At 44.2% G+C, this 19456-nt stretch carries 13 protein-coding genes; all 13 read right to left on the reverse strand.

Annotated elements, in window-relative coordinates; genetic code table 11:
- On the reverse strand, window positions 1–2155 hold a 2155-nt coding region (locus tag EDC16_RS12645; protein WP_165894178.1), incomplete at its 3' end, for a hypothetical protein.
- 114 nt (window positions 2156–2269) lie between these two features.
- Complete coding sequence (locus tag EDC16_RS01290; RefSeq protein WP_132964601.1) at window positions 2270–3178, reverse strand: OmpA family protein; 909 nt, start codon at window positions 3176–3178, stop codon at window positions 2270–2272.
- A gap of 648 nt (window positions 3179–3826) precedes the next feature.
- Window positions 3827–4306, reverse strand: a complete 480-nt coding sequence (locus EDC16_RS01295; protein WP_132964603.1) for an MORN repeat-containing protein — start codon at window positions 4304–4306, stop codon at window positions 3827–3829.
- Between the two features lie 15 nt (window positions 4307–4321).
- Window positions 4322–5740 carry a VWA domain-containing protein gene (locus EDC16_RS01300; RefSeq protein ID WP_132964605.1) on the reverse strand — a complete coding sequence of 473 codons (1419 nt, stop codon included), beginning with the start codon at window positions 5738–5740 and terminating at the stop codon, window positions 4322–4324.
- A gap of 137 nt (window positions 5741–5877) precedes the next feature.
- Window positions 5878–6369, reverse strand: a complete 492-nt coding sequence (locus tag EDC16_RS01305) for a kinetochore Spc7 family protein (RefSeq protein ID WP_132964607.1) — start codon at window positions 6367–6369, stop codon at window positions 5878–5880.
- A gap of 4 nt (window positions 6370–6373) precedes the next feature.
- Entirely contained in the window at window positions 6374–7102 is a 729-nt protein-coding gene (locus EDC16_RS01310) for a glycine zipper 2TM domain-containing protein (protein ID WP_132964609.1), read from the reverse strand.
- Between the two features lie 54 nt (window positions 7103–7156).
- Entirely contained in the window at window positions 7157–8731 is a 1575-nt protein-coding gene (locus EDC16_RS01315) for an SUMF1/EgtB/PvdO family nonheme iron enzyme (protein WP_198362757.1), read from the reverse strand.
- Entirely contained in the window at window positions 8724–9953 is a 1230-nt protein-coding gene (locus tag EDC16_RS01320) for an ABC transporter permease (protein ID WP_132964611.1), read from the reverse strand. Before EDC16_RS01320 ends, EDC16_RS01315 begins: the two co-directional genes overlap by 8 nt.
- Window positions 9950–10675 carry an ABC transporter ATP-binding protein gene (locus tag EDC16_RS01325; RefSeq protein WP_132964613.1) on the reverse strand — a complete coding sequence of 242 codons (726 nt, stop codon included), beginning with the start codon at window positions 10673–10675 and terminating at the stop codon, window positions 9950–9952. Before EDC16_RS01325 ends, EDC16_RS01320 begins: the two co-directional genes overlap by 4 nt.
- Window positions 10676–10684: 9 nt before the next feature.
- Complete coding sequence (locus EDC16_RS01330; RefSeq protein WP_416069086.1) at window positions 10685–12715, reverse strand: vWA domain-containing protein; 2031 nt, start codon at window positions 12713–12715, stop codon at window positions 10685–10687.
- Window positions 12715–13707 carry a tetratricopeptide repeat protein gene (locus EDC16_RS01335; protein ID WP_132964617.1) on the reverse strand — a complete coding sequence of 331 codons (993 nt, stop codon included), beginning with the start codon at window positions 13705–13707 and terminating at the stop codon, window positions 12715–12717. Before EDC16_RS01335 ends, EDC16_RS01330 begins: the two co-directional genes overlap by 1 nt.
- Window positions 13708–13727: 20 nt before the next feature.
- Window positions 13728–16403 carry a putative virulence factor gene (locus tag EDC16_RS01340; RefSeq protein WP_132964619.1) on the reverse strand — a complete coding sequence of 892 codons (2676 nt, stop codon included), beginning with the start codon at window positions 16401–16403 and terminating at the stop codon, window positions 13728–13730.
- Window positions 16400–19444, reverse strand: a complete 3045-nt coding sequence (locus EDC16_RS01345) for a virulence factor SrfB (protein ID WP_132964621.1) — start codon at window positions 19442–19444, stop codon at window positions 16400–16402. Before EDC16_RS01345 ends, EDC16_RS01340 begins: the two co-directional genes overlap by 4 nt.
- Window positions 19445–19456 lie beyond the last annotated feature (12 nt).

Consider the following 19456-nt stretch of genomic DNA (forward strand, 5'->3'; position numbering starts at 1 on the left):
CCGCTGGCGGGGTGACTTTGACTTGTACCCCAGCATCAATCTCGGCTTTGTTCAACTTGCCGTCACCGCCGTCTAAAATCTCAACCGTCGGTTTGCTTGAGGCTGTCACATCTTTGGCAATGTCGCTGTCCGGTGCACTGGTGTTGCCCGAAATATCGGTTGCAGTCGCTTTGACTTCCGTATCGTCTTTCACTTTGTCTTCCGGAATGGTCACCACACCGGTGGTTGGATCAACGGTCACATCCGGATCGGTGGTCGTCCATTTTCCATCCGTATCTTTGCTGATGGTGGTTGTCGTGGTGGTGCCATCCGGTTTGGTATAGGTGATATCGACAGTTTTGGTATCTGCATCGGTTGGTGGGGTGATCGTAACAGAGCCGTCGTCATTGGCTTTGACGTCCGGTTGCGTCGGTGCGGTCACATCTTTGGCGATGTCGCTGTCCGGGGCGCTGGTATTGCCGGAAGTATCGGTTGCAGTCGCTTTGACTTCCGTGCCGTCTTTGACTTTGTCTTCCGGAATGGTCACCACACCGGTGGTCGGATCAACGGTCACATCCGGATCGGTGCTCGTCCATTTGCCATCCGTATCTTTGCTGACCGTGGTGGTGGTTGTCGTGCCGTCCGGTTTAGTATAGGCGATATCGACGCTTTTGGTATCTGCATCGCTTGGTCGGGTGATCGTCACAGAGCCGTCATCATTGGCTTTGACGTCCGGTTGCGTCGGTGCAGTCACATCTTTGGCGATGTCACTGTCCGGGGCGCTGGTGTTGCCGGAAGTATCGGTTGCAGTCGCTTTGACTTCCGTGCCGTCTTTGACTTTGTCTTCCGGAATGGTCACCACGCCCGTGGTCGGATCAACGGTCACATCCGGATCAGTGGTCGTCCATTTGCCATCCGCATCTTTGCTGATGGTGGTTGTCGTGGTGGTTCCATCCGGTTTGGTATAAGTGATATCAATAGTTTTGGTATCTGCATCGGTTGGTGGGGTGATCGTCACAGAGCCGTCGTCATTGGCTTTGACGTCCGGTTGCGTCGGTGCGGTCACATCTTTGGCAATATCACTGTCCGGTGCACTGGTATTGCCGGAAGTATCGGTTGCAGTTGATTTGACTTCCGTGCCGTCTTTGACTTTGTCTTCCGGAATGGTCACCACACCGGTGGTCGGATCAACGGTCACATCCTGATCGGTGCTCGTCCATTTGCCATCCGTATCCTTGCTGACCGTAGTGGTCGTGGTGGTTCCATCCGGTTTGGTATAGGTGATATCAATAGTTTTGGTATCTGCATCGGTTGGTGGTGTGATCGTCACAGAGCCGTCATCATTGGCTTTGACGTCCGGTTGCGTCGGTGCAGTCACATCTTTGGCGATGTCACTGTCCGGGGCGCTGGTATTGCCGGAAGTATCGGTTGCGGTTGATTTGACTTCCGTACCGTCTTTCACTTTATCTTCCGGAATGGTCACCACACCGGTGGTCGGATCAACGGTCACATCCGGATCGGTGGTCGTCCATTTTCCATCATCGCCTTTGACAACCTTAGTTGCTGTCACTGTACCATCTGGTTTGGTATAGGTGATATCAATAGTTTTGGTATCTGCATCGCTTGGCGGGGTTATGACAACTGAGCCATCATCTTTAGCATCTACATCAGGGGAGTGTGGCGCAGCGGTATCTGGTGCCGCTTTATTGCCTCCATCACGAGGAATCAGCGCCGCCAATGGTAATAATGCCAATAACCACCAAGGGCTAAATACCCACAGACCGGTGATTTCATCACCTCCGAGCGCTTGTGGAGCAGCAACTTGTTCTGCCAGCATACTGACCGCATCAGAAGTTTCTCCGGATTCAGGGACATAAGCATACATTTTACCGCTTTCATGCTGACCTACCAATAGGTTGGTTACTGCTGCCGGGTCTTCATCACCATAATAATCTTCAATGATAATATCCGGCACCATGTCACCATTTTCTAACATAACCTGCAAATCATTGCCTACTCGCTTAGCAATCAAGTTTTGCGGTGCATAGCCTGTTGTATCGTCAATTAATTGATAATTAACGTTATCTTGAGCTTGAATAGTTAAGGTTGCACCATTTTCAACTTTATAACTGGCTACTTCAGTTTTAGCATTTAATACTTTTAATGTAATTGACATAATTTTATCCCTAATCTTGATGAGATCGTCTGTCGACGCTTCCATTAATATCTAAACCGGTTATTAATATACGAATAAACTGAATTAAATTTATTCATATCAGTACTCTAAAATTTACAGTTCGCTACCATAAACAATGATTTCTACTCGACGATTCGGTAGATTACATTGTGTTTTAGCTGCAATATTTTTGCGGTATTCAACCTCGCAATCTTTGACGAGAAGCTCACTTTCACCAAATCCGGTAGCCTTAATCGGTAACTTAACACCTTCATTTATTAGTGTTTCTTTAATAGCGTCAGCACGTCTTTCAGATAATTTCTGGTTATAGCTATCGGAGCCCACCGGATCGGTATAACCGTTTACTTCGATTTTACTAATCGCTTGCGGATGGAAGATTTTAATTTTCTCTGCAAATTCCCGCACATTACGTTTACCTTCAGGCAAAACATCTTTGTAACTATGTTTGTCCAGTGGGAAAGTCGCATTAGCATTTAATAATTTTGCATCGAGAATATATTCGGTTTGATTACAAGAAGAGGAGGAAACGCGAGAAACGGTTTGCGCTTGCATTTGTAAACTTTTGATATCTTCAATGCCTTGCTCCGGCTCTGTCCGTTCAAACATCAAAGAACCGTTTGAGGATTGCCTAATTTTAATATAGGTGACTTGGTGGCTAGGTGAAACAAATTTAACACCATTGATACGGTTGCCCGCACCTTTATTACTACTAAAAGAGGAACTGATTAAGTTACGATCAGCACATAGAATTACCGGGCTAAAACCATTATTCAGTAACGAAGTTTGGTAATCACCATTGACATAAATATTAACTGCCGGCCCCGTAATATCAGCCTGTCGATAGAATACAACCATACCTTGGTTAGCACCTAGATTCTCAGTGCTCACCTTCTCCGGTAAATAATTACGCCACTTTTCCAGTGGTTGGTTATTTCCTGTACTTGGTAACTGACAGCCTGTTAAAGCTACTGTAGCCAGTATCATGATGCTAAATTTTTTCATCCCGGATCCTTCAATAAGTGTAATTAAAATTAAGTTTCTTGTTCAGAATATGATAAGAAACAGCGATAATCATGCCCTGCACATAGTAAATTGATAGCTTAATATAAATTAATAGAAAAGTTTAAACAACAAAAATTTAACTTAATTCACACAAACAAAGCTATAACATACTTGTGAAATACATAAAATGACATATAACTATTTGAAAGCACTTAGAATAACTCAAAAGAGGTATTTTTTGTTAGGAATGGTTTAAAAACCAAGTTAATTAGTTGGATATTTATTTGAAGATCAACATTAATGTAAGTTAAACATTGAAGAAAATTACTCTACTATGAGAAGAAATGTAAAACAGTAGATTGAATTTTTAACCTACTATTTTTATCGAGGACGATGTACTTTATCGTTTCATATGAATAGATTGATTAATCGGCATAAAAGGACAAAAGTAATGCTCAAAATGCGGTTGAAGCCGTACATCGGCATTGAGCAAATCGGCGAAAAATGGGCAATTCCTGTAACCAACTGAGGACAAACAATCACACCACTTTCGCTATTTTTCAAAGGTCGGTTAGATGGTATAATTAAACTATAATATGCCTGATACAGAATTTTGAACGCCTTCTGATCAAACTCTTACTTTAAATCCTATTTCACTTCCGGCTCGCTGTTTTTCCATTTTCCTTCATATAAAACCTTGCCGGTTTTATCGGTGAGTTTTCCTTGTCCGCTAAACTCATTATTGTCAAAATAGCCGCTATACACTTTTCCGTCAGGAAAAATATACTCGCCTTTTCCGTGACGTTTTCCTGCGTTATATTCTCCGCTATATTTCGAGCCGTCTTTATAGCTATACAAACCACTCCCCGCTATTACCCCGTTTTTAAAGGTGCCTTGATAACTATCTCCGCTTGGAAATGTTAATGTGCCTTGGGTACGTTGATCATTATCATATTGACCGATATAAACTTCCCCGTCACTAAACGTGAATTTACCTTGTCCGTGCCGTTTTCCGTCTTTTATTTCTCCGTCGTAAACCGAACCATCAGGAAAATTAATGATCTCTGCAAATGCACTGTAGCAGAACAAACTTAAAAGTGCGGTGGTAAGAAAAACGAGTTTTTTCATAATATATCCTGTTGTTTATTCACATTCATTCACTTTAGTCATCGGTTTTACCGCTTGATTAATCATGTTTGCAACCTGTTTTTGATTATTGCCGGTAAATACCTTGCCACCTGTTGCCGTTGCAATACAATTTGCAGCCTTAGCCCCACCGATATCAACTACATTGATTTTCAAACGTGGCTTTTGTTTCGCAATTTGCCGTGCTAAAGAACAAACATCGCCCGACTTACAATTATCTTCGCCATCACTGATAATCAAAATAAAGGCATCGCGGTTCTTGCCGTCAACCATTGCTGCCGCTTGTTGCAATCCGCTATAAAGCGGAGTTCCGCTATCTTCCCTGGACGGTAGCATACCATTGATTTTAGCCTTCAGCGCACCGCGTTTACTCGGCGAATAACGCCCTAAACGGGTTGCTGCCGGACATCGATACAAGGATACCAAACCGATTTCAACATTGGGTGAGATATTATTAATAATCGAAGCCGACGCTTTTTTAGCTACACCCAATCGATTCGGTGAACGATACATATAATTGATTTCAGCCTCTGTTACGCCATAATTTGTCCATCTCTGCTGGAAATCTTTAAGCGTTTGCGGACTTTCCGCCAACGTCAAAAACATCGATGCCGAATTATCAAATACGATGACCATCTGCGGCGTTTTTCCCGGGTCAACTTTTGTTCTGCACTCTTTTGCTTTATTTACAGTCTCTGCTACCACAGGCGGTGGAAGTTGAGGTTCGATCTTTGCGGTTTCCGTCGGCGGTAAAATCAATTTCGGTAATTCGATTTTCGGCATAATGGGTTCTAACTTAGCAACTTGCGGATATTGAATGTCCGCTTTAACTGCCCGTACCAACTCCAACTGCATTTGAGGTCGAAAATAGAACCACCATGCCAAAAATCCGAGTAGCAATAACAATAACGGCAGTAGCCACCAACACCAACGACGCGAAGTTGCAGCAACAAGCGGTGGAGCGACGGCTGGCGCAATAATCGGTTTTGGCAGTTCTTTTCCCATACCCCAACCGATAATCACCGGTTCATCATTGATAAGATAGACTTGGCTGGTATCCTGTTTTGTTGCGTCTACCAGTTTTTGTAACAATTCAGCTTGGGCGGGCTGAATTTTTCCATTGTTTTTTAACTCCTCGGCCAAACGTTCTATAGACTGCAAACGTTGGGCAATTAAGGTATTGATTCTGGACGCAAGAGGCTTATCCTTCTCCCCGCTCCCCAGCGGATAAGGCTGTCCTTCTAAATCGGTGTACCATTCGACATAATCCGCATTTTCTCTTGGGCGGGCAAACAAACTTGCGGTGCTCGGCGGCAAATGACGCAGCAAAATTAACATCAGTTCGTTATATTGGCTGAAAAGCGCTACCGCAGAGGCATCACTCTCTTGCTTGGTTAATCTTGCCAGTCGTTGCATACCAATCCTTTCTTACACCAAATATTTATTTCTTTAACACAAAAATGCGTTTTTAACACAAGAAAATCAGCGGTTATAAATCAAGCTACCTACCTCAAACGTAATGTAACCTAAAATATAACCGCTTATTTTACCAGCTATAGCCCTAATGTTTTTTGCAGTTGCCCCAGTTTTTGCTGTAGCGCTTGCAATTGAACTTGCTTCTCGACTTCAGAAGCACTTGAATTATTAACCCCATTTAACTGCTTCTCCACCTCGGCAATTTGCGCTTGCAGATCGGATCTCCCTTTCGCCTTTTGCTTCAAATCCCGTGTAAGTGAATTTAACGATTTGGTGAGCTTCGCTTGCTGCGCTTTTTTCTGGCTGATCGACTGATTAACCGACTTTTGCTGTGCTTGAATATCAGCATAAATTTGGCGGAATTTTTTATTGGTTTCCTGCTCGTTCAACAAAATTTTCTCTTTTTGCTCAATCCGCTGATCATAACTGCCGGAAAATTTACATGCAGCTTTAGAGAACACATTTAATTCAACGCTCGGATCGCACTCCTCGGCCGTGGCGGAACACGAAGATATCAGCGCTGTAGCAGATAAAAGTGCGGTCAAAGCCAATAATTTTACTTTGTTCATGAGATTATCCTAATCTGATTGCCGTACGTTGTTTGGAAACCTCTCTCACCTGATTTTCCAACAGATTGATTTGTTTATTAAGCTGTGCAATTTGCGCATTTAACTTCTGCACATTTGCGCCGGATTGCCGCTCTTGTTTCGCCACATCACGCCAAACAGTCTCTTTTTGTTTCATTTTACTCAATTTATCGTAGAGATATTTAATATTACCATCAACTTGCGCCAACTGTTGTTTAGCCTGAGTTCTTTGGATTGTATTATTGTTAAGCTGTTTTTGTAAGTTGTTTAATGTTTGTTTGTTTTGCGCCAACACAATTTTTGCCGAATTGGTCACGGCTTGAACTTGTGCAGTATCATTTTTTACATCATTAATCGTTGCATTAATCCGTTGTTCTTTGTTGGAATATTTTGCACGTTGATCTTCTAAATAATAGTTTGCTCCCATTAAAACGCCACAACCGGCAACCGCACCAATCGCAGCACCGGCTACTGCATCTTCCGAGTCACCAGACAGTGCACCGATCAGCCCGCCAAGCAAAGCACCGCCCAAAGCGCCCATTCCACATGAACTGCGCCCCGACTCACTAAAGAATTTGGCTTGCTGTCCCTGTGTCAATCGGCTATCGACATTGCTGCTGGAGCCGAGACCATCATTTTGGCAACCGGTTAAAACAATACTTGCCGATAGCGCCAATGCGCTCAAAATTGTTTTGCTATTTTTGATTAAGTACATATATGCTCCTATTGGTTGTGCCACTTATTATTATTTACTAATATATACCATTACTTACCATTGCTTGCAATCAGCCAACCATTGCTCACGATTTACCTTACCGTCTTTATAATACTGTTGCAAATGTTTCCAATAAAGATCAACGTACTCTGTTAAATTCGCCTTGCCTGTCAGCTGTTTTTTATCCACTTGCGTCTGAACCGTTGCAATATTATAAGCGGTACTGGTGCTCACAATCGTATCGGCATAATAAGTCAATACAAAGTCACGCACGCCTTTTGCTTCCGCCAGCACAGTCTTGCTTTCTTCGATCGCCGTAGGCTCACAAAGACCAATCGGCTCACTGCCCGCCGGACAAGCCTGTGCAATATAATTTTGTGCAGCCACTTTTTGCTGATAATTAGCCTCTAAATCGGCAATATTAGTGCATAGAAATGCACCTAACTCCAACACAGAACGAATAGCGTGATCTCGCTGTTCATCACGCGACTGATTAGCAGAGCGCAATGCATCTTGTAATGACTTAAGCTCTTTTTTCACGTTTTCATTTTCAATATCATTGGTGATTTTTTCCAATTTGCCCACAATATTACTACCGCTACCGTGGCTGTCGTTTTTTAAATTATCATTACCAAGATTTTTCCATTCATTCTCTATTTGTTTGATCCGATCACCCGAGGTTAATACCGGAGCGGCTATCACCACACGAAACCCCATATCCTTGGCTTTATCCGCCTTACCGTCAGCGGCATAAAACGGTTTCTCAATGCGTAATGCACTGGATATTTCACTTTCGGAAGTGAGATAACTTCCCCCCCGCACGGTAACCCCGCCATTTTGTCCGTGATAGCGATCCAGCTTGTTAAGTTTAAACGGATCAAGCATCATTTCGCTGGCATTGCCGAGCATATCGAACAGTCCTAACGGATTCGGCTCTAACAACCCGCCCAATTGCAAGCGCCCGTTTGCCGATTGCGAGCCGGAAAACCACGCATAGGCCTTCAAACCATTTGGTACAGGAAACGTGTTTTCTCTAAATTCGGAAGCTGAAACCGCAATACCGCCGCGTGCTGCATATTCCCATTCGGTATTGCTTGGCAGGCGAATAAAACCACTGACGCCATCTTCTTTCGGTAACTTATCCCGCCCATTTTTCATCAGCCATTCATTGTATTTATGACTGAAATTCACCGCATCAAACCAACTCACATCGACGGCAGGCTGCCGCCCTTTCAGATTAGGAGACGGGCATTGTTCATTCATCACTGCTTGATATTGCAATTGCGATACTTCATATTTCGCCATTAAAAAATACCGCTCTTGCTCCTTTTCATTATTCTGCCCACTAAAGCCGCCGGAGATATAATTCGGTGTAGAATGCTCAGCGAACGCCTCTGTGCCGCTATCGCTGCCCAACACAACAGACATATCGTCCAAAGGGGATTTTGTTCCGGTTTTGACAATTCGAAAAACCATGCTGCCATGACAAGGCATCGGCATGATCACATCCTCTTTATCCGCTTTGGGATTATAAAATTTTTCATCCCATTGCTCCGCTTGAGCTGCCGCACTGAACATAAAAAGTGCGGTCAACACTCGACATTTTTGATTGAATACCGTATTAAACATTGCGTAGACTCTCCGCCGGTTGAATTTTTACAGCCCGAATACCGCCAATTCCCGCAACGATTGTTGCCATGACGAGTGCCGTAGCAAAAGCTATACCAAGATGATTTAAGTGCAAATTACTGATAAAAATGTCGGCGGATAAATGGCTCCCCAACACCGAATTGAATGCGTGGCTACCCAAAAAGAATAAACAACAGGAAATAACAAATGCGGCTGAACTGAGCAATAACGCTTGAATAATCAAGTAAACCACCACTGAATAAGGTTTAAATCCAAGTAAACGCAACAAGGCGATTTCCTTACGTTTACGATCAATATTCGCCAAAAATGCGCCGATTAGCGATAAAATACAGCCTAAACCCGAGGTAAAAGCAATCACGCCGAAAATCACATTCAGCACCCAATCGATGGCTTTGACATTTTCAATCGCATTGGCTTCGGTACGGGTTTCAATATTATTTTCACGCAATTTTTGTGCCAACGGGGCAACATCATCCAAACTTTTAGCATAGATTCTTGCTCTGGCAAACGATTCTCTAGCTTGAGTGCGAACCAATTCTCCTTGAACATTGGCGTCTTGGAAAAGTGCGGTTTGGTAACCGTCACGATAGTCTTCCATGGCAAGCAAAACAGGAAGTTGTACAAAAGCGGCGGCGCGTGCAAATCGACTTTCGGGTAAAATACCTTCGACACTTAATTCTACAATGCCGTTTTCATCAATATTATTCCGTTTTCGACTGACGACCAACCGCACTTTATCACCTGTTTTCGCTTGCAATTTTTCAGCAGAAAGTGCCGACAGAATCACGCCGTTTTCCTGTTTCAACTCCATTTGCTCTAACAACGTATCACCTTTGGCTGTTGGTAAAATCTCTACATTTTTTATAAAACGATTGGAACTGATATTGATATCGGCAGACGTGTTTAGTGAGCGGGTCAACGGAATCACAAATGCCGTCTCGGGCTGTGCTTTCAACCAATCAAACCAGGCCTGTTTCAAATTTAAATTACCGACAATTTTCACTTCCAAATTCTGTGGGTTATTGGTCAGTTGTTGCTGCAATTGTGAAACAACGCCGTATTTTAAACTGAACAATAATAATAACGGCGCAATAACCGCAACCAAAGAAGCGACGATACAAAACGAAACATTTCGGTCATAAAGCAAATCCAACCATGCCAGTTTAGCCAGCAATCGATTGGACACTTTCAAATTATTCATGCCGCACCGCCTGATTGCTTGCCAAACACCGCACAACCGGCTGAGGTTAAATCAGCTTGCAAATAAGGCAATTTTCGGGCGTTAATCAACGCCCGATCATGTGTGACCACCAACGCAGCAATATTCTGTTCTTGTACTAAATTCAACATCAGATCAAATAAAATGTTTGCATGCTCGGGATCTAATGCCGAGGTTGGCTCGTCTGCCAATAATAATTTGGGTTTATGCGCTACCGCCCGAATGAAGGCAACCCTTTGTCGTTCGCCGATAGAAAGACGATTGGGATAAGATTCCAATAAATGGCCAAGATTCAGTTGCTGGACCAGATGTGAAATCCAATCACTATCGACCTTCTCATTAACAGCATTGTTATTGAGAATATCGTTCGGCAACCCAATATTCTGTTTAACCGTTAAGAATGGTAATAGCCCTCCGGTTTGGAGCATAAATCCCAGAGATGTTGCCCTTAGTGTCGCAAGTGCGGTTTGATTTTGTTGTAAAATAAGCGGGCTGATATCCTGCTCTGCGGCTAATTGGTAACGTGTTAGTCGAGTCGGTTTCAGAATCAAACCGATCATTTCAAGCAGCGTGCTCTTACCACAGCCGCTTGTGCCGCAAATAGCGACAACTTCGCCGCTATTTAACGATAAATGTGGTAAGGAAACCGTAAAAGCATTATTGCCTACACCACGACAAACCGACATGTTCTCAATATGCAGCATAATACGCTCTTATGGTAACGCTTCCAAAGGAACCGGATAAACAAAATCACGACTGTCGCTCTCTTCGGACAAGGAAATCCAACGGGCGCTATCTTCGTTCATAATTTGATAATGGCGTAATTTTTGATGTAAGCCACGCAAAAACCGCTCTTGCTCTTGAGCGCTCATGCCTTTCCAAGTCTCTTCATCTATTGAGGCAATTTGGCTTTTATAGGGAATGTCGTCCAGATATTCCCCCATCAGACCTAGATCAGCAATTTTTACCGAGGCGTTCTCTTTCAGTTTATTGGGATCCTGTCCCATTGCTGCGGCAACAGAACGTAATTGAGTAAACATATCACTCGGTGAAATCAATCCGCTGTTGGCAGCTTCTGCAATTTTTTTCACGACATCGCTTAAATCGCTCAGCTGAGATTTGGTCAATAATACCCTTGCTTCTGCAGTCGGGCTGTTTTTGACAAAATCTTTATCGCTAATCCATGCTTTGAAAACCGGCGGAGCCGTTGTTCCTTTCACATCGCCCAAGTATGCCAACTGCATCGCTTTACCCAATAAAGCGGCATCTTTTGCAATTTCGCTGTCGTCTTTTTCTTCCGCCTTTTTCGCTTCTTTGTTCTCTTCCACGGTTAATGCGCTGCCGGCAGCCAATTCACCACGGTAGGCGAGTTGTACTTGCGAAGTGATCGCTTTTGCCAGCGAGCTGACTTTATCACCGAATTCATTCACATCTCCGGCATTCACCGGATAATACAGCGGCTTATTCAAATAATTGTTAAAGGCCAAATCAACATACTGCTTTTGTGCCTCATCATGATTTTTCTTACCCGCTGCCGTTTTTAAATGCAATGTATAAATAGCGACACCTCGATGTTGGGCTTCCAAGCGCAGCTGTTTGGCATCTAATCCGGTGCTGGATAACGGATTATTCCCGTCTAATGCGCCGGCATCGGAGATCAAAACAATGTAACGCCCGCCAAAGTTGTCCCAAGCGATATCATTTAGTGCTGTAGCAATACCGGCATAAGCATCTTCATTAAACTCCTTACTGGACACTTTGGCCTGTTTCAAATCGGCTACTTTATTCATGAAATCTTTGCCGTCTTTGACCGTGCTGGGATCAACAAACATTTTTGCGGTATATTCCAGCCCCGGTGTCGCCGCTGTATTAGAGCGAAACGAGACCAAACCAAATTTTACTTGTTCACTTAAATTTTCTTTTTCGATTTGCGCATAGATTTGCTTCATTGCTTCACGCGTGCGGTTGATATAGGGATCCATGGAAATAGAAGAATCAATGACAAACACAATCGCTGCGCTGAAACCCGTAATTTTTTGCGCATTCGTCACCGCACCGGCTGTTGATGGGTTTGTCGCTGCACCAGCTGTTGAGGTATTTGCTCCTTGGGTAGGATGTTGGGTATTGCTTAAGACTTTATCGTCCTTGCTGACGGAAGCGACTTCTAAAATACGCTCATAAAAGCCTTTACTGTTCATCACCTCTTCGCCTTGCAAAATAGGTAATAAGTAGAAATTCTTTTGGAAATCAATGTACTCTGCCGGCTCTTGCGCCAACACTTGCGGGGTATGTTTCCCGCTGTTTAAATCGGCGCGAATAGGTTCAAGCAGTGCCGCCGGATTATCCGCCTCAATCAAACTTTCCAGCGTCGCTTTGTCTTTAAAAAACAACAGGGGATCACGTCCTGCCGGATTGGTAAATGCCAATGTCATTTGCATATTCCACGGCACGGCACATTCGCTTGCCAACCAGCCGACGGTTTTTCCGAACGTATCCGGCCCAACTTGTAGCCACTCTTTGCCATTCACACTCTCTCGTTGATAGACATAATAACGAGAAAACACAACGGCTTTTTTACCGCCGCTCTGCCCGGCACTCTCAACCAATTCACAAGTCGGTGTGCTCAGCACACGCTGAAATAACGTTTTTTTCCCTTGTTGCAATAACGGTTGTGCCGCCACCGCACTTTGGGTCAACAATGAGCCTAGCAATAATGCCGAAGAGAGTAATTTAAGATATCCGATCATTTTTTCAACTCCTGTAAACGTGCTTTTGCCTCCGCATTATTCGGATCAGCCTCTAACGCCGTTTCATACCAATAAATGGCCGTTTCTTTATCTGCACTGAAACAGCCGTTTGTCGTTGCCGTTTCATATTCTTTAGCATACGCCACCGCAATCGCAGCATTACCGCCCTGTGCTTTATTCGCATATAACCGTTGGGCAATACCGCACTTATTCGCTTTTTTCGCCTCGGCAATCAGCACTAAAATTTGGCTATCGTCCGGATTACTGTTCAAACAACGCTGAAGAAATGCGATCTCATCATCACTACCCGCTTGTATCGAACAAGCGCTAAGTTCAGACGGTTTAACCTCGGTCGCTTCAGCCGATTTATCCGACAACAGAAAGAACCATGCCGCCGCTGCAGCCAAAATGAGTAACAATAACCCGCCTATTATCAAACCGAGCTTGCTTTTCGGTTTTTCCGTTTCGGTTACCGGTATAGCCACCGCCTCAGTCTCTAACGGTGGTTCTGTCATGACTTCCGGCTCCACAACTATGGATTCAGGTTCCTCTATTATCGGCATTGTCTGCACAACGGCTGTCGGCGCAACGGTTGTCGGTTCATGGCGAATATCACTAACACGGCTCGTATCGCCGCTGGCAGAAGAAGCTAAAATATTACCCACCATTTTCAATACGCCACGATCAGTCACCACATTGTCTACCGCATGGGTATCGCGCACCATCATTTGATATTGCACATTGGCATTTTGTTGTACCAAGGCATCCACTAACCAAGGGCCAAGTTCCCCTTGTAAAATCCCGTCAACCACACTCAGCTGCGTTACTCTATGCCAAACCGGTTCCGTGTTCCATTGGTTATCTTGTGCGAAATAGTAATGGTCCTGACTACGCTGGATGCTAACTTCAACCTCTGAACCGCCCTTCCAGTTTGCCGCAGAAAATTGGGCATATCCCGGTCTGCTCTCTTTTAATTCGATTCTTAACATGACGCTGTACTCCAATTTCTCTAGTTGATTGCCGAAGCGCTAAAAATCGTCAATACATCGCCCAATTTGGCATTTTGTGACGCATCGATTTCACGCCCCGCACTGTGTCCCGCATTACTCTCGGCAAACTGCCCGAAAGCCACGAACCAATCAAATAAATAGTTCTTCATAAAATTATTGGTGCTTTCATTCAGTTTCGGCAAATTATTGATTTTTTCGACTTCTTTAAATTCGAACACAGCAGCACCCGCTACCGCCCGACTTGCGGGGCGCTGATTTAACGGTTGATGGATAAAATCAAGCCATGCAATGAAATCAGCAATCAACATATTCATTGAAAAAACCTGCCGTTCGACCAACTGATCGCGTTTGCTACCGGTATTTTCATTTTTAAATACGACTTTTGACAATTTCTCTTGCAGTTTCAATCGATTCGCTCCGGTCACTAATTCGCCCACTAACGCTTCGATATTTTGCTTGCTAAAACCGAAAAAATTCATCAGATGGTCATTATTGGAAATGCCACGCAAATGTTCAATCCAGGCTTTAAACACCGCTTGAGCAAAACGTGATTCGGCAATCGGCTCAATAATCGTTTTTTCCGGACTCGTCGGCATCTCTTGCGGCTCAGCAAAAAGATCAAAGCCATCGTCAAAACCGAAGCCACCGCCAAAATCATTGCTCAGCTCCTGCTCTTGATCTTTTTCGTCATCAAGTGCGGTTTCGTCCATATCACTAAAATATAACGAACGGATGGTATCTTCGGGTAATTGCAAACAGCGCAAGAACTCACCCACCAACATAGCCTTTTTTCCCAGTTCATTGGCAACCGCATTTGCCAGCTGCCGTTTTTTACTGACTTCTTCCGCACCGTCACGTTGATACCAACTGGAAAAACGATTTTCGACAATATGATTGATCGCTTCATTCAGTTGTTCTTTAATCCGCTGTTGTTTCACTTCAGGCAAGGCGATGGCTTGCAAATAGTCGCTAATTCGCTTCATACCACCGTCATTCAACAACATCATCGCATCCCATTTTTGCTCGGGATCAGCGACATAGGTGCGCACATCCGGATCTGCCGCAAAAGTACGCCGCATCAAGGCAAGTTGTCCTTGTTCACGTTCGGCGATCTCTTTTTCGTTTTCAAGCTCTAAAAACGGCACCGGAAAGCCCGGTTTCCGAACCAAAAACAAGTTGTTGAACGGTTTACCGTTTGACCAATCGTTGATCCAATCATAGTTGCCGAAACGTTCTAAAATGGTTTGTTGCAATAATCCGCCCACTCCCCAGCTCTGTTTCAACATGCCTTCTGCTTTGGCAAGATCAGATTGAATACGGATATCAAATTTAGTAATTGCCCACAATAATCCCGGTTTGCGAGCGCTACGTTGTTCAGCCGTATCACCTTGTGTTTTTTTGATCCAACGCTCCAAGACCGGCCCGACTTCATTCACTTCCGATTGCGCATTCGACGGAGTACACATAATCAAAATATTCATCTCTTGACTGTCGGTGTAACGTTCAAACAGGTACGCCACTTTCCCCCGCAAAATAATTTGCGGAATCAGTTCTTTTTCACTCACCTCTGGCAGCGATTTAATCGATAACCGCCCTCGATAACCGGGAAAATCAAGTAAATCCACATTTTCAAACGTTGGAGAGCATGTTTTGTTGATTAACGGGAATACCAATTCGGCGGTAAGTGCGGTCAATTGAGCCAAGGAAATGTCAACAGCATCACTTAATGTCCCGTCATTCAAACTCGGACGAACTTGAATATTCTCATCTTTTGCTGAACCCAACCGATCCAGCATATCAACATTCATAATACTGTCGGCTTGTGATAATGCGCCATCAACCTCTTTAACAACCGCACTTAGCGGCGCATATACCTTCTCCGGATGCCCTAATTTGGCCAACGCATGGGCAAATTGAATATAGATCGAGGTTAATTCAGCCACTTCTCCCCACAAAATAGAAAACAGCGCTGCACGATCTTGAATCTCAAGCCTTGGCGCAAGTGCGGTCGCTTTTGCCCAATAGCTGCCTTGCAGGGCGGCAAGGGATTTGCCGAAACTATCGGTCGCATAATCCTGTAAATCGACTACATCGTCTGCCGTCACGCCGTTAACCGGTGCTGCTTTTGTCTGTTGTGTCGCCCTTTTGATCAGTTCATTGATTTGCTGCGGCTCACATTGATAATCTATTTTCTCTTTATCAAAATCATTAAAATAAGAATTCAATAAAATCTTGGCAATTTCAATTTCGCTGAACAGACGCAACTCCAGCGGAAAACCATCAATCCCGCCTTTTTCCGTTCGACTGAAACGTGTAACCAGCCCTGTGGCCTCTTTGCCTCCGCCAGGCGGATTAATATGTTCGATAAAATCCAATTGCCTGCCGTCGAATGTGGTTTCCAATTTACCGTTTTCGCCTGCCGCCAAAGCAGAAACCAGATAGGATTTTCCGGCTTGGGACAATCCGAAAAAACCGACGGTCATCGGGCGCGAAGAGACTGCTCCCAGACGCTTTGCCGTATTGCGTAACCGCCGCAATTCTAAAATCAAGCTATCGGCTTCACTATTCAAGCGAGCAACATTCGGACGAACATCACTGACCCAATCAATTGCTTTTTGTGAGCCGTTAAAAATATTTTGCCAAGATTCGGTTAATTTCGCTGCTATTTCGCTCATCTTTTCACGCTTCCACTATCCAACCAGTAATCCGTATCACTCAACCCAACATCCGTCATGGTATTGAGTGCCAACTTAATATCCTCATTACGGCGACAACTTGCGCCATCGCTTGCCGAAACGGCTTTCACATAGAAGTTTTCCGCTTTCTCTTTATTGCTGAAACGGCCACTTTTCGTTTTGACCCCCAGTGTTACCGTCAAAGAAACCCCATTGGCGACACGCTGTTTTACTGCTGGATTAATAATATCCAAAGTATAAAGCGGAGAAGCTGTCCAACGCTCTACATTCAACTGACGGAAACCTAAACGGGTGAATCCACGCACTTCAAACGAGGTGTCAGGGAAATCATAATCCTCATTATCCAGATCAATTTCTTTATAATAAACATTGCTGTCCTTGATCACATTGTTATTATCCAGCAATCCGATATATTTCACGGTTGAATAGGAATGCATCGAGGCAGAACGGAAATTAAAATTCGGCAAGCGCAAATGTTGGCTTAAAAAGCACAGCATCGCCCCCACCGCCGCCGTTGTTTTCGGATCTTCTATCCGTCCTTGTTTATTGAACGGGTACCAGCCTCCGGTGCGATAATGGTGCAACGGTAAAATTCTGCCCACAGGAAGCGGCACTCTGGATTTGAAGAAAGACTGAATTCCCGGTAAACGCGACGGACGGCCGGTCAGCAGTAGAACATCGCACTGGTAACTGTTAATAACCTCACAAAGTGCGGTAAATGTTTTACAGATATCGTAATAATCGCCTTTGATGAAACGCTGATGAATCAAGCGCAAATCCACTTTAATCGGCAATTTCATAATATTGAAATCACTGTTTCTCAATAATCGGCGGATAGGCTCATTGATATAATTCAAAACACTCTCTGTCGGGTATTCCGCCTCGGACAGTAAATCGGCAAATGTCACCCCGCTCAGCGTGTTCTCGAAGGAGAACGGATTGTATTGTTCGTATTCTTTTAAAATCCGTAAGCCAATCGGACTAAACACCTGCAATGTCAGTTGCTGACGTAATAAAGCATTCTGGACTTTTAACGCCTGCTTACCGATCAATTCAGATAAAATAGGTTCCGGATCAACCAGTCCCAATACTTTTAGCCCATTGGTTAATGAGCTCAAAACCACATCACGCACAATATCCAACAGAATATCATCACCGGCAACTTTAAACCCATCGCGAAAACGTTGGGTCGGCACCAGAAACGCATTGCTTCCGCCGGAAAACTCGCTATTTTCCCCGTAATCCAAAGCGTAATCATTGATAACCAAATCCGTTGTGCCGCCACCGATATCGACCGAGGCAATCGTAATCCGCTCTTTTTGGGGTTTATCCGGACGAACCATTGCCGCAATAAACTCCTCCGGACGGCCGCCATAATTATGTTGCGTTTCATTAAAGAAATAGACTATCTGACCGCAAGTTGCTTCATCCCACTGAATATAAACTTCAGGTAGAATCGGCCAATACTTATGCCGCGCTGCATCCGTAGTAAAATCCAAATCGTCATCAGATTTATCCCACCCCAAACTTTTCCATACCAAACCGATCGCTTGATACATACTGTTTTTGAAAATTTCACGTTCCGGTTTCGGCATTGCCGGCGGAATGGTTAAGATAATCGAACGTAAAAAACGAGGCGTGCGCGAATGTTCCAACTTGCCGCGCTGTGCCGGACTGTTAATTTGCATCAATGCCTGCATTAACACTTCCGACAACATAAACATCATTAACGAACTGCGGGAATATTTCGGTTGGAATACCGGCATTTTTCGCTCGAACTCTTCTTCGACATCATCCCGCAAACTATGCAAGGCTTCACCGAATTCATTAATCAATCCCGATAATGGTTCGGCAGTGGCATAAGGTTCATAATCGGTTTTGACATAAGAAGAATTGAAACGCCAGCCTTGTTCGTATTTTTCAATATCCCACAAATATCGCTTCGGACTGGATAAACCGGTCGAACCTTCGTTGCCTTCACGACGACTTGCCAAACGCGCCGCTTCCTTGCCGACACGGGCAATCGTTGCCCATTGAAACGCATCCCGTCGTCCGCTTTGCACTGAGAAATGATCTTTACCGAAGGAGGCTTGGGCGAACTCAATCCGACTTTCAAAAGGCTCATGGTAAACCTGTTCCGGACGATTTAAATCCCGTAGTTCCAACTCATAACGTTTTTTTAAGCCGTCTTTTTCTTGCTCGTGATCTTCGATCAAAATACCGCAGGTACGCGAATTTCCGACATCTAAAACCATATCAACAGGAATTGCCTTAATAATATCATCCGTTTTATTCGAGACGACTTTAATTCTCGGCAAGGTCAACTCAGTGCCTAAAATTGCCAGAATATTGAGAAAATGTCCTTGGTAAACTTTATGTTCGATTTCATACTGCAAATCTTCAGCATGAAGTTTTAACCGTGTCGGTTGAGGAGCCAATTCATTAAACAACTCCAACAGCCACTCATTAATCCATTTAAAATCTAAAAACCAAGACATGTGATCAGATTGATATGCCAGCCCAAATGCGACGCCGGAACGAATATCTTCGGCGGTCGGCGCCAAATATGCCGTATCTTGACTGTTTGGAAATACTTTAGTGTCAAACGCAAAGGTAATACGATGGGTATTGCCGTCTTGATCCGGTTCGGCAAGTTCGACAATCCGCACCCTGGCCCAGTTATAAGGCCCTTCGTCAAACCGATCCGGGGGAACGGTTCTTAAAACCGGAATCGGTAACCAAACTGCATCAAACAGTTTAAAAGATTGCTCTACACTGATTTCCTGTTCAGGACGAACCAGCATTCCGGGACGGCTCGGATCATAAAAACCGTCACCGTTTTTGTCTTCGAGCAAACGGCGTAACGGCCCGTTTACCGCAGACGAGACAAAATTTCCCGTTGCTTTTTCCCGCCATAATTTATCTTTCCAATTTATATTCAGTGCAAAATCAATAAACTGAATTCCGCTGTTCATGACCAGAGACAACTCTCGATCAAATTTATTTAATTCTGGAAGCATATTTCATTTAAC

The organism is Testudinibacter aquarius, from assembly GCF_004342725.1.
In the GTDB taxonomy this organism is placed as follows: domain Bacteria; phylum Pseudomonadota; class Gammaproteobacteria; order Enterobacterales; family Pasteurellaceae; genus Chelonobacter; species Chelonobacter aquarius.

Bases quoted from the DNA above. Each gene is read 5' to 3' on its own strand.
- EDC16_RS01290 (WP_132964601.1), bottom strand. From the start codon at position 3,178: ATGAAAAAATTTAGCATCATGATACTGGCTACAGTAGCTTTAACAGGC.
- EDC16_RS01295 (WP_132964603.1), bottom strand. From the start codon at position 4,306: ATGAAAAAACTCGTTTTTCTTACCACCGCACTTTTAAGTTTGTTCTGC.
- EDC16_RS01300 (WP_132964605.1), bottom strand. From the start codon at position 5,740: ATGCAACGACTGGCAAGATTAACCAAGCAAGAGAGTGATGCCTCTGCG.
- EDC16_RS01305 (WP_132964607.1), bottom strand. From the start codon at position 6,369: ATGAACAAAGTAAAATTATTGGCTTTGACCGCACTTTTATCTGCTACA.
- EDC16_RS01310 (WP_132964609.1), bottom strand. From the start codon at position 7,102: ATGTACTTAATCAAAAATAGCAAAACAATTTTGAGCGCATTGGCGCTA.
- EDC16_RS01315 (WP_198362757.1), bottom strand. From the start codon at position 8,731: ATGTTTAATACGGTATTCAATCAAAAATGTCGAGTGTTGACCGCACTT.
- EDC16_RS01320 (WP_132964611.1), bottom strand. From the start codon at position 9,953: ATGAATAATTTGAAAGTGTCCAATCGATTGCTGGCTAAACTGGCATGG.
- EDC16_RS01325 (WP_132964613.1), bottom strand. From the start codon at position 10,675: ATGCTGCATATTGAGAACATGTCGGTTTGTCGTGGTGTAGGCAATAAT.
- EDC16_RS01335 (WP_132964617.1), bottom strand. From the start codon at position 13,707: ATGTTAAGAATCGAATTAAAAGAGAGCAGACCGGGATATGCCCAATTT.
- EDC16_RS01340 (WP_132964619.1), bottom strand. From the start codon at position 16,403: ATGAGCGAAATAGCAGCGAAATTAACCGAATCTTGGCAAAATATTTTT.
- EDC16_RS01345 (WP_132964621.1), bottom strand. From the start codon at position 19,444: ATGCTTCCAGAATTAAATAAATTTGATCGAGAGTTGTCTCTGGTCATG.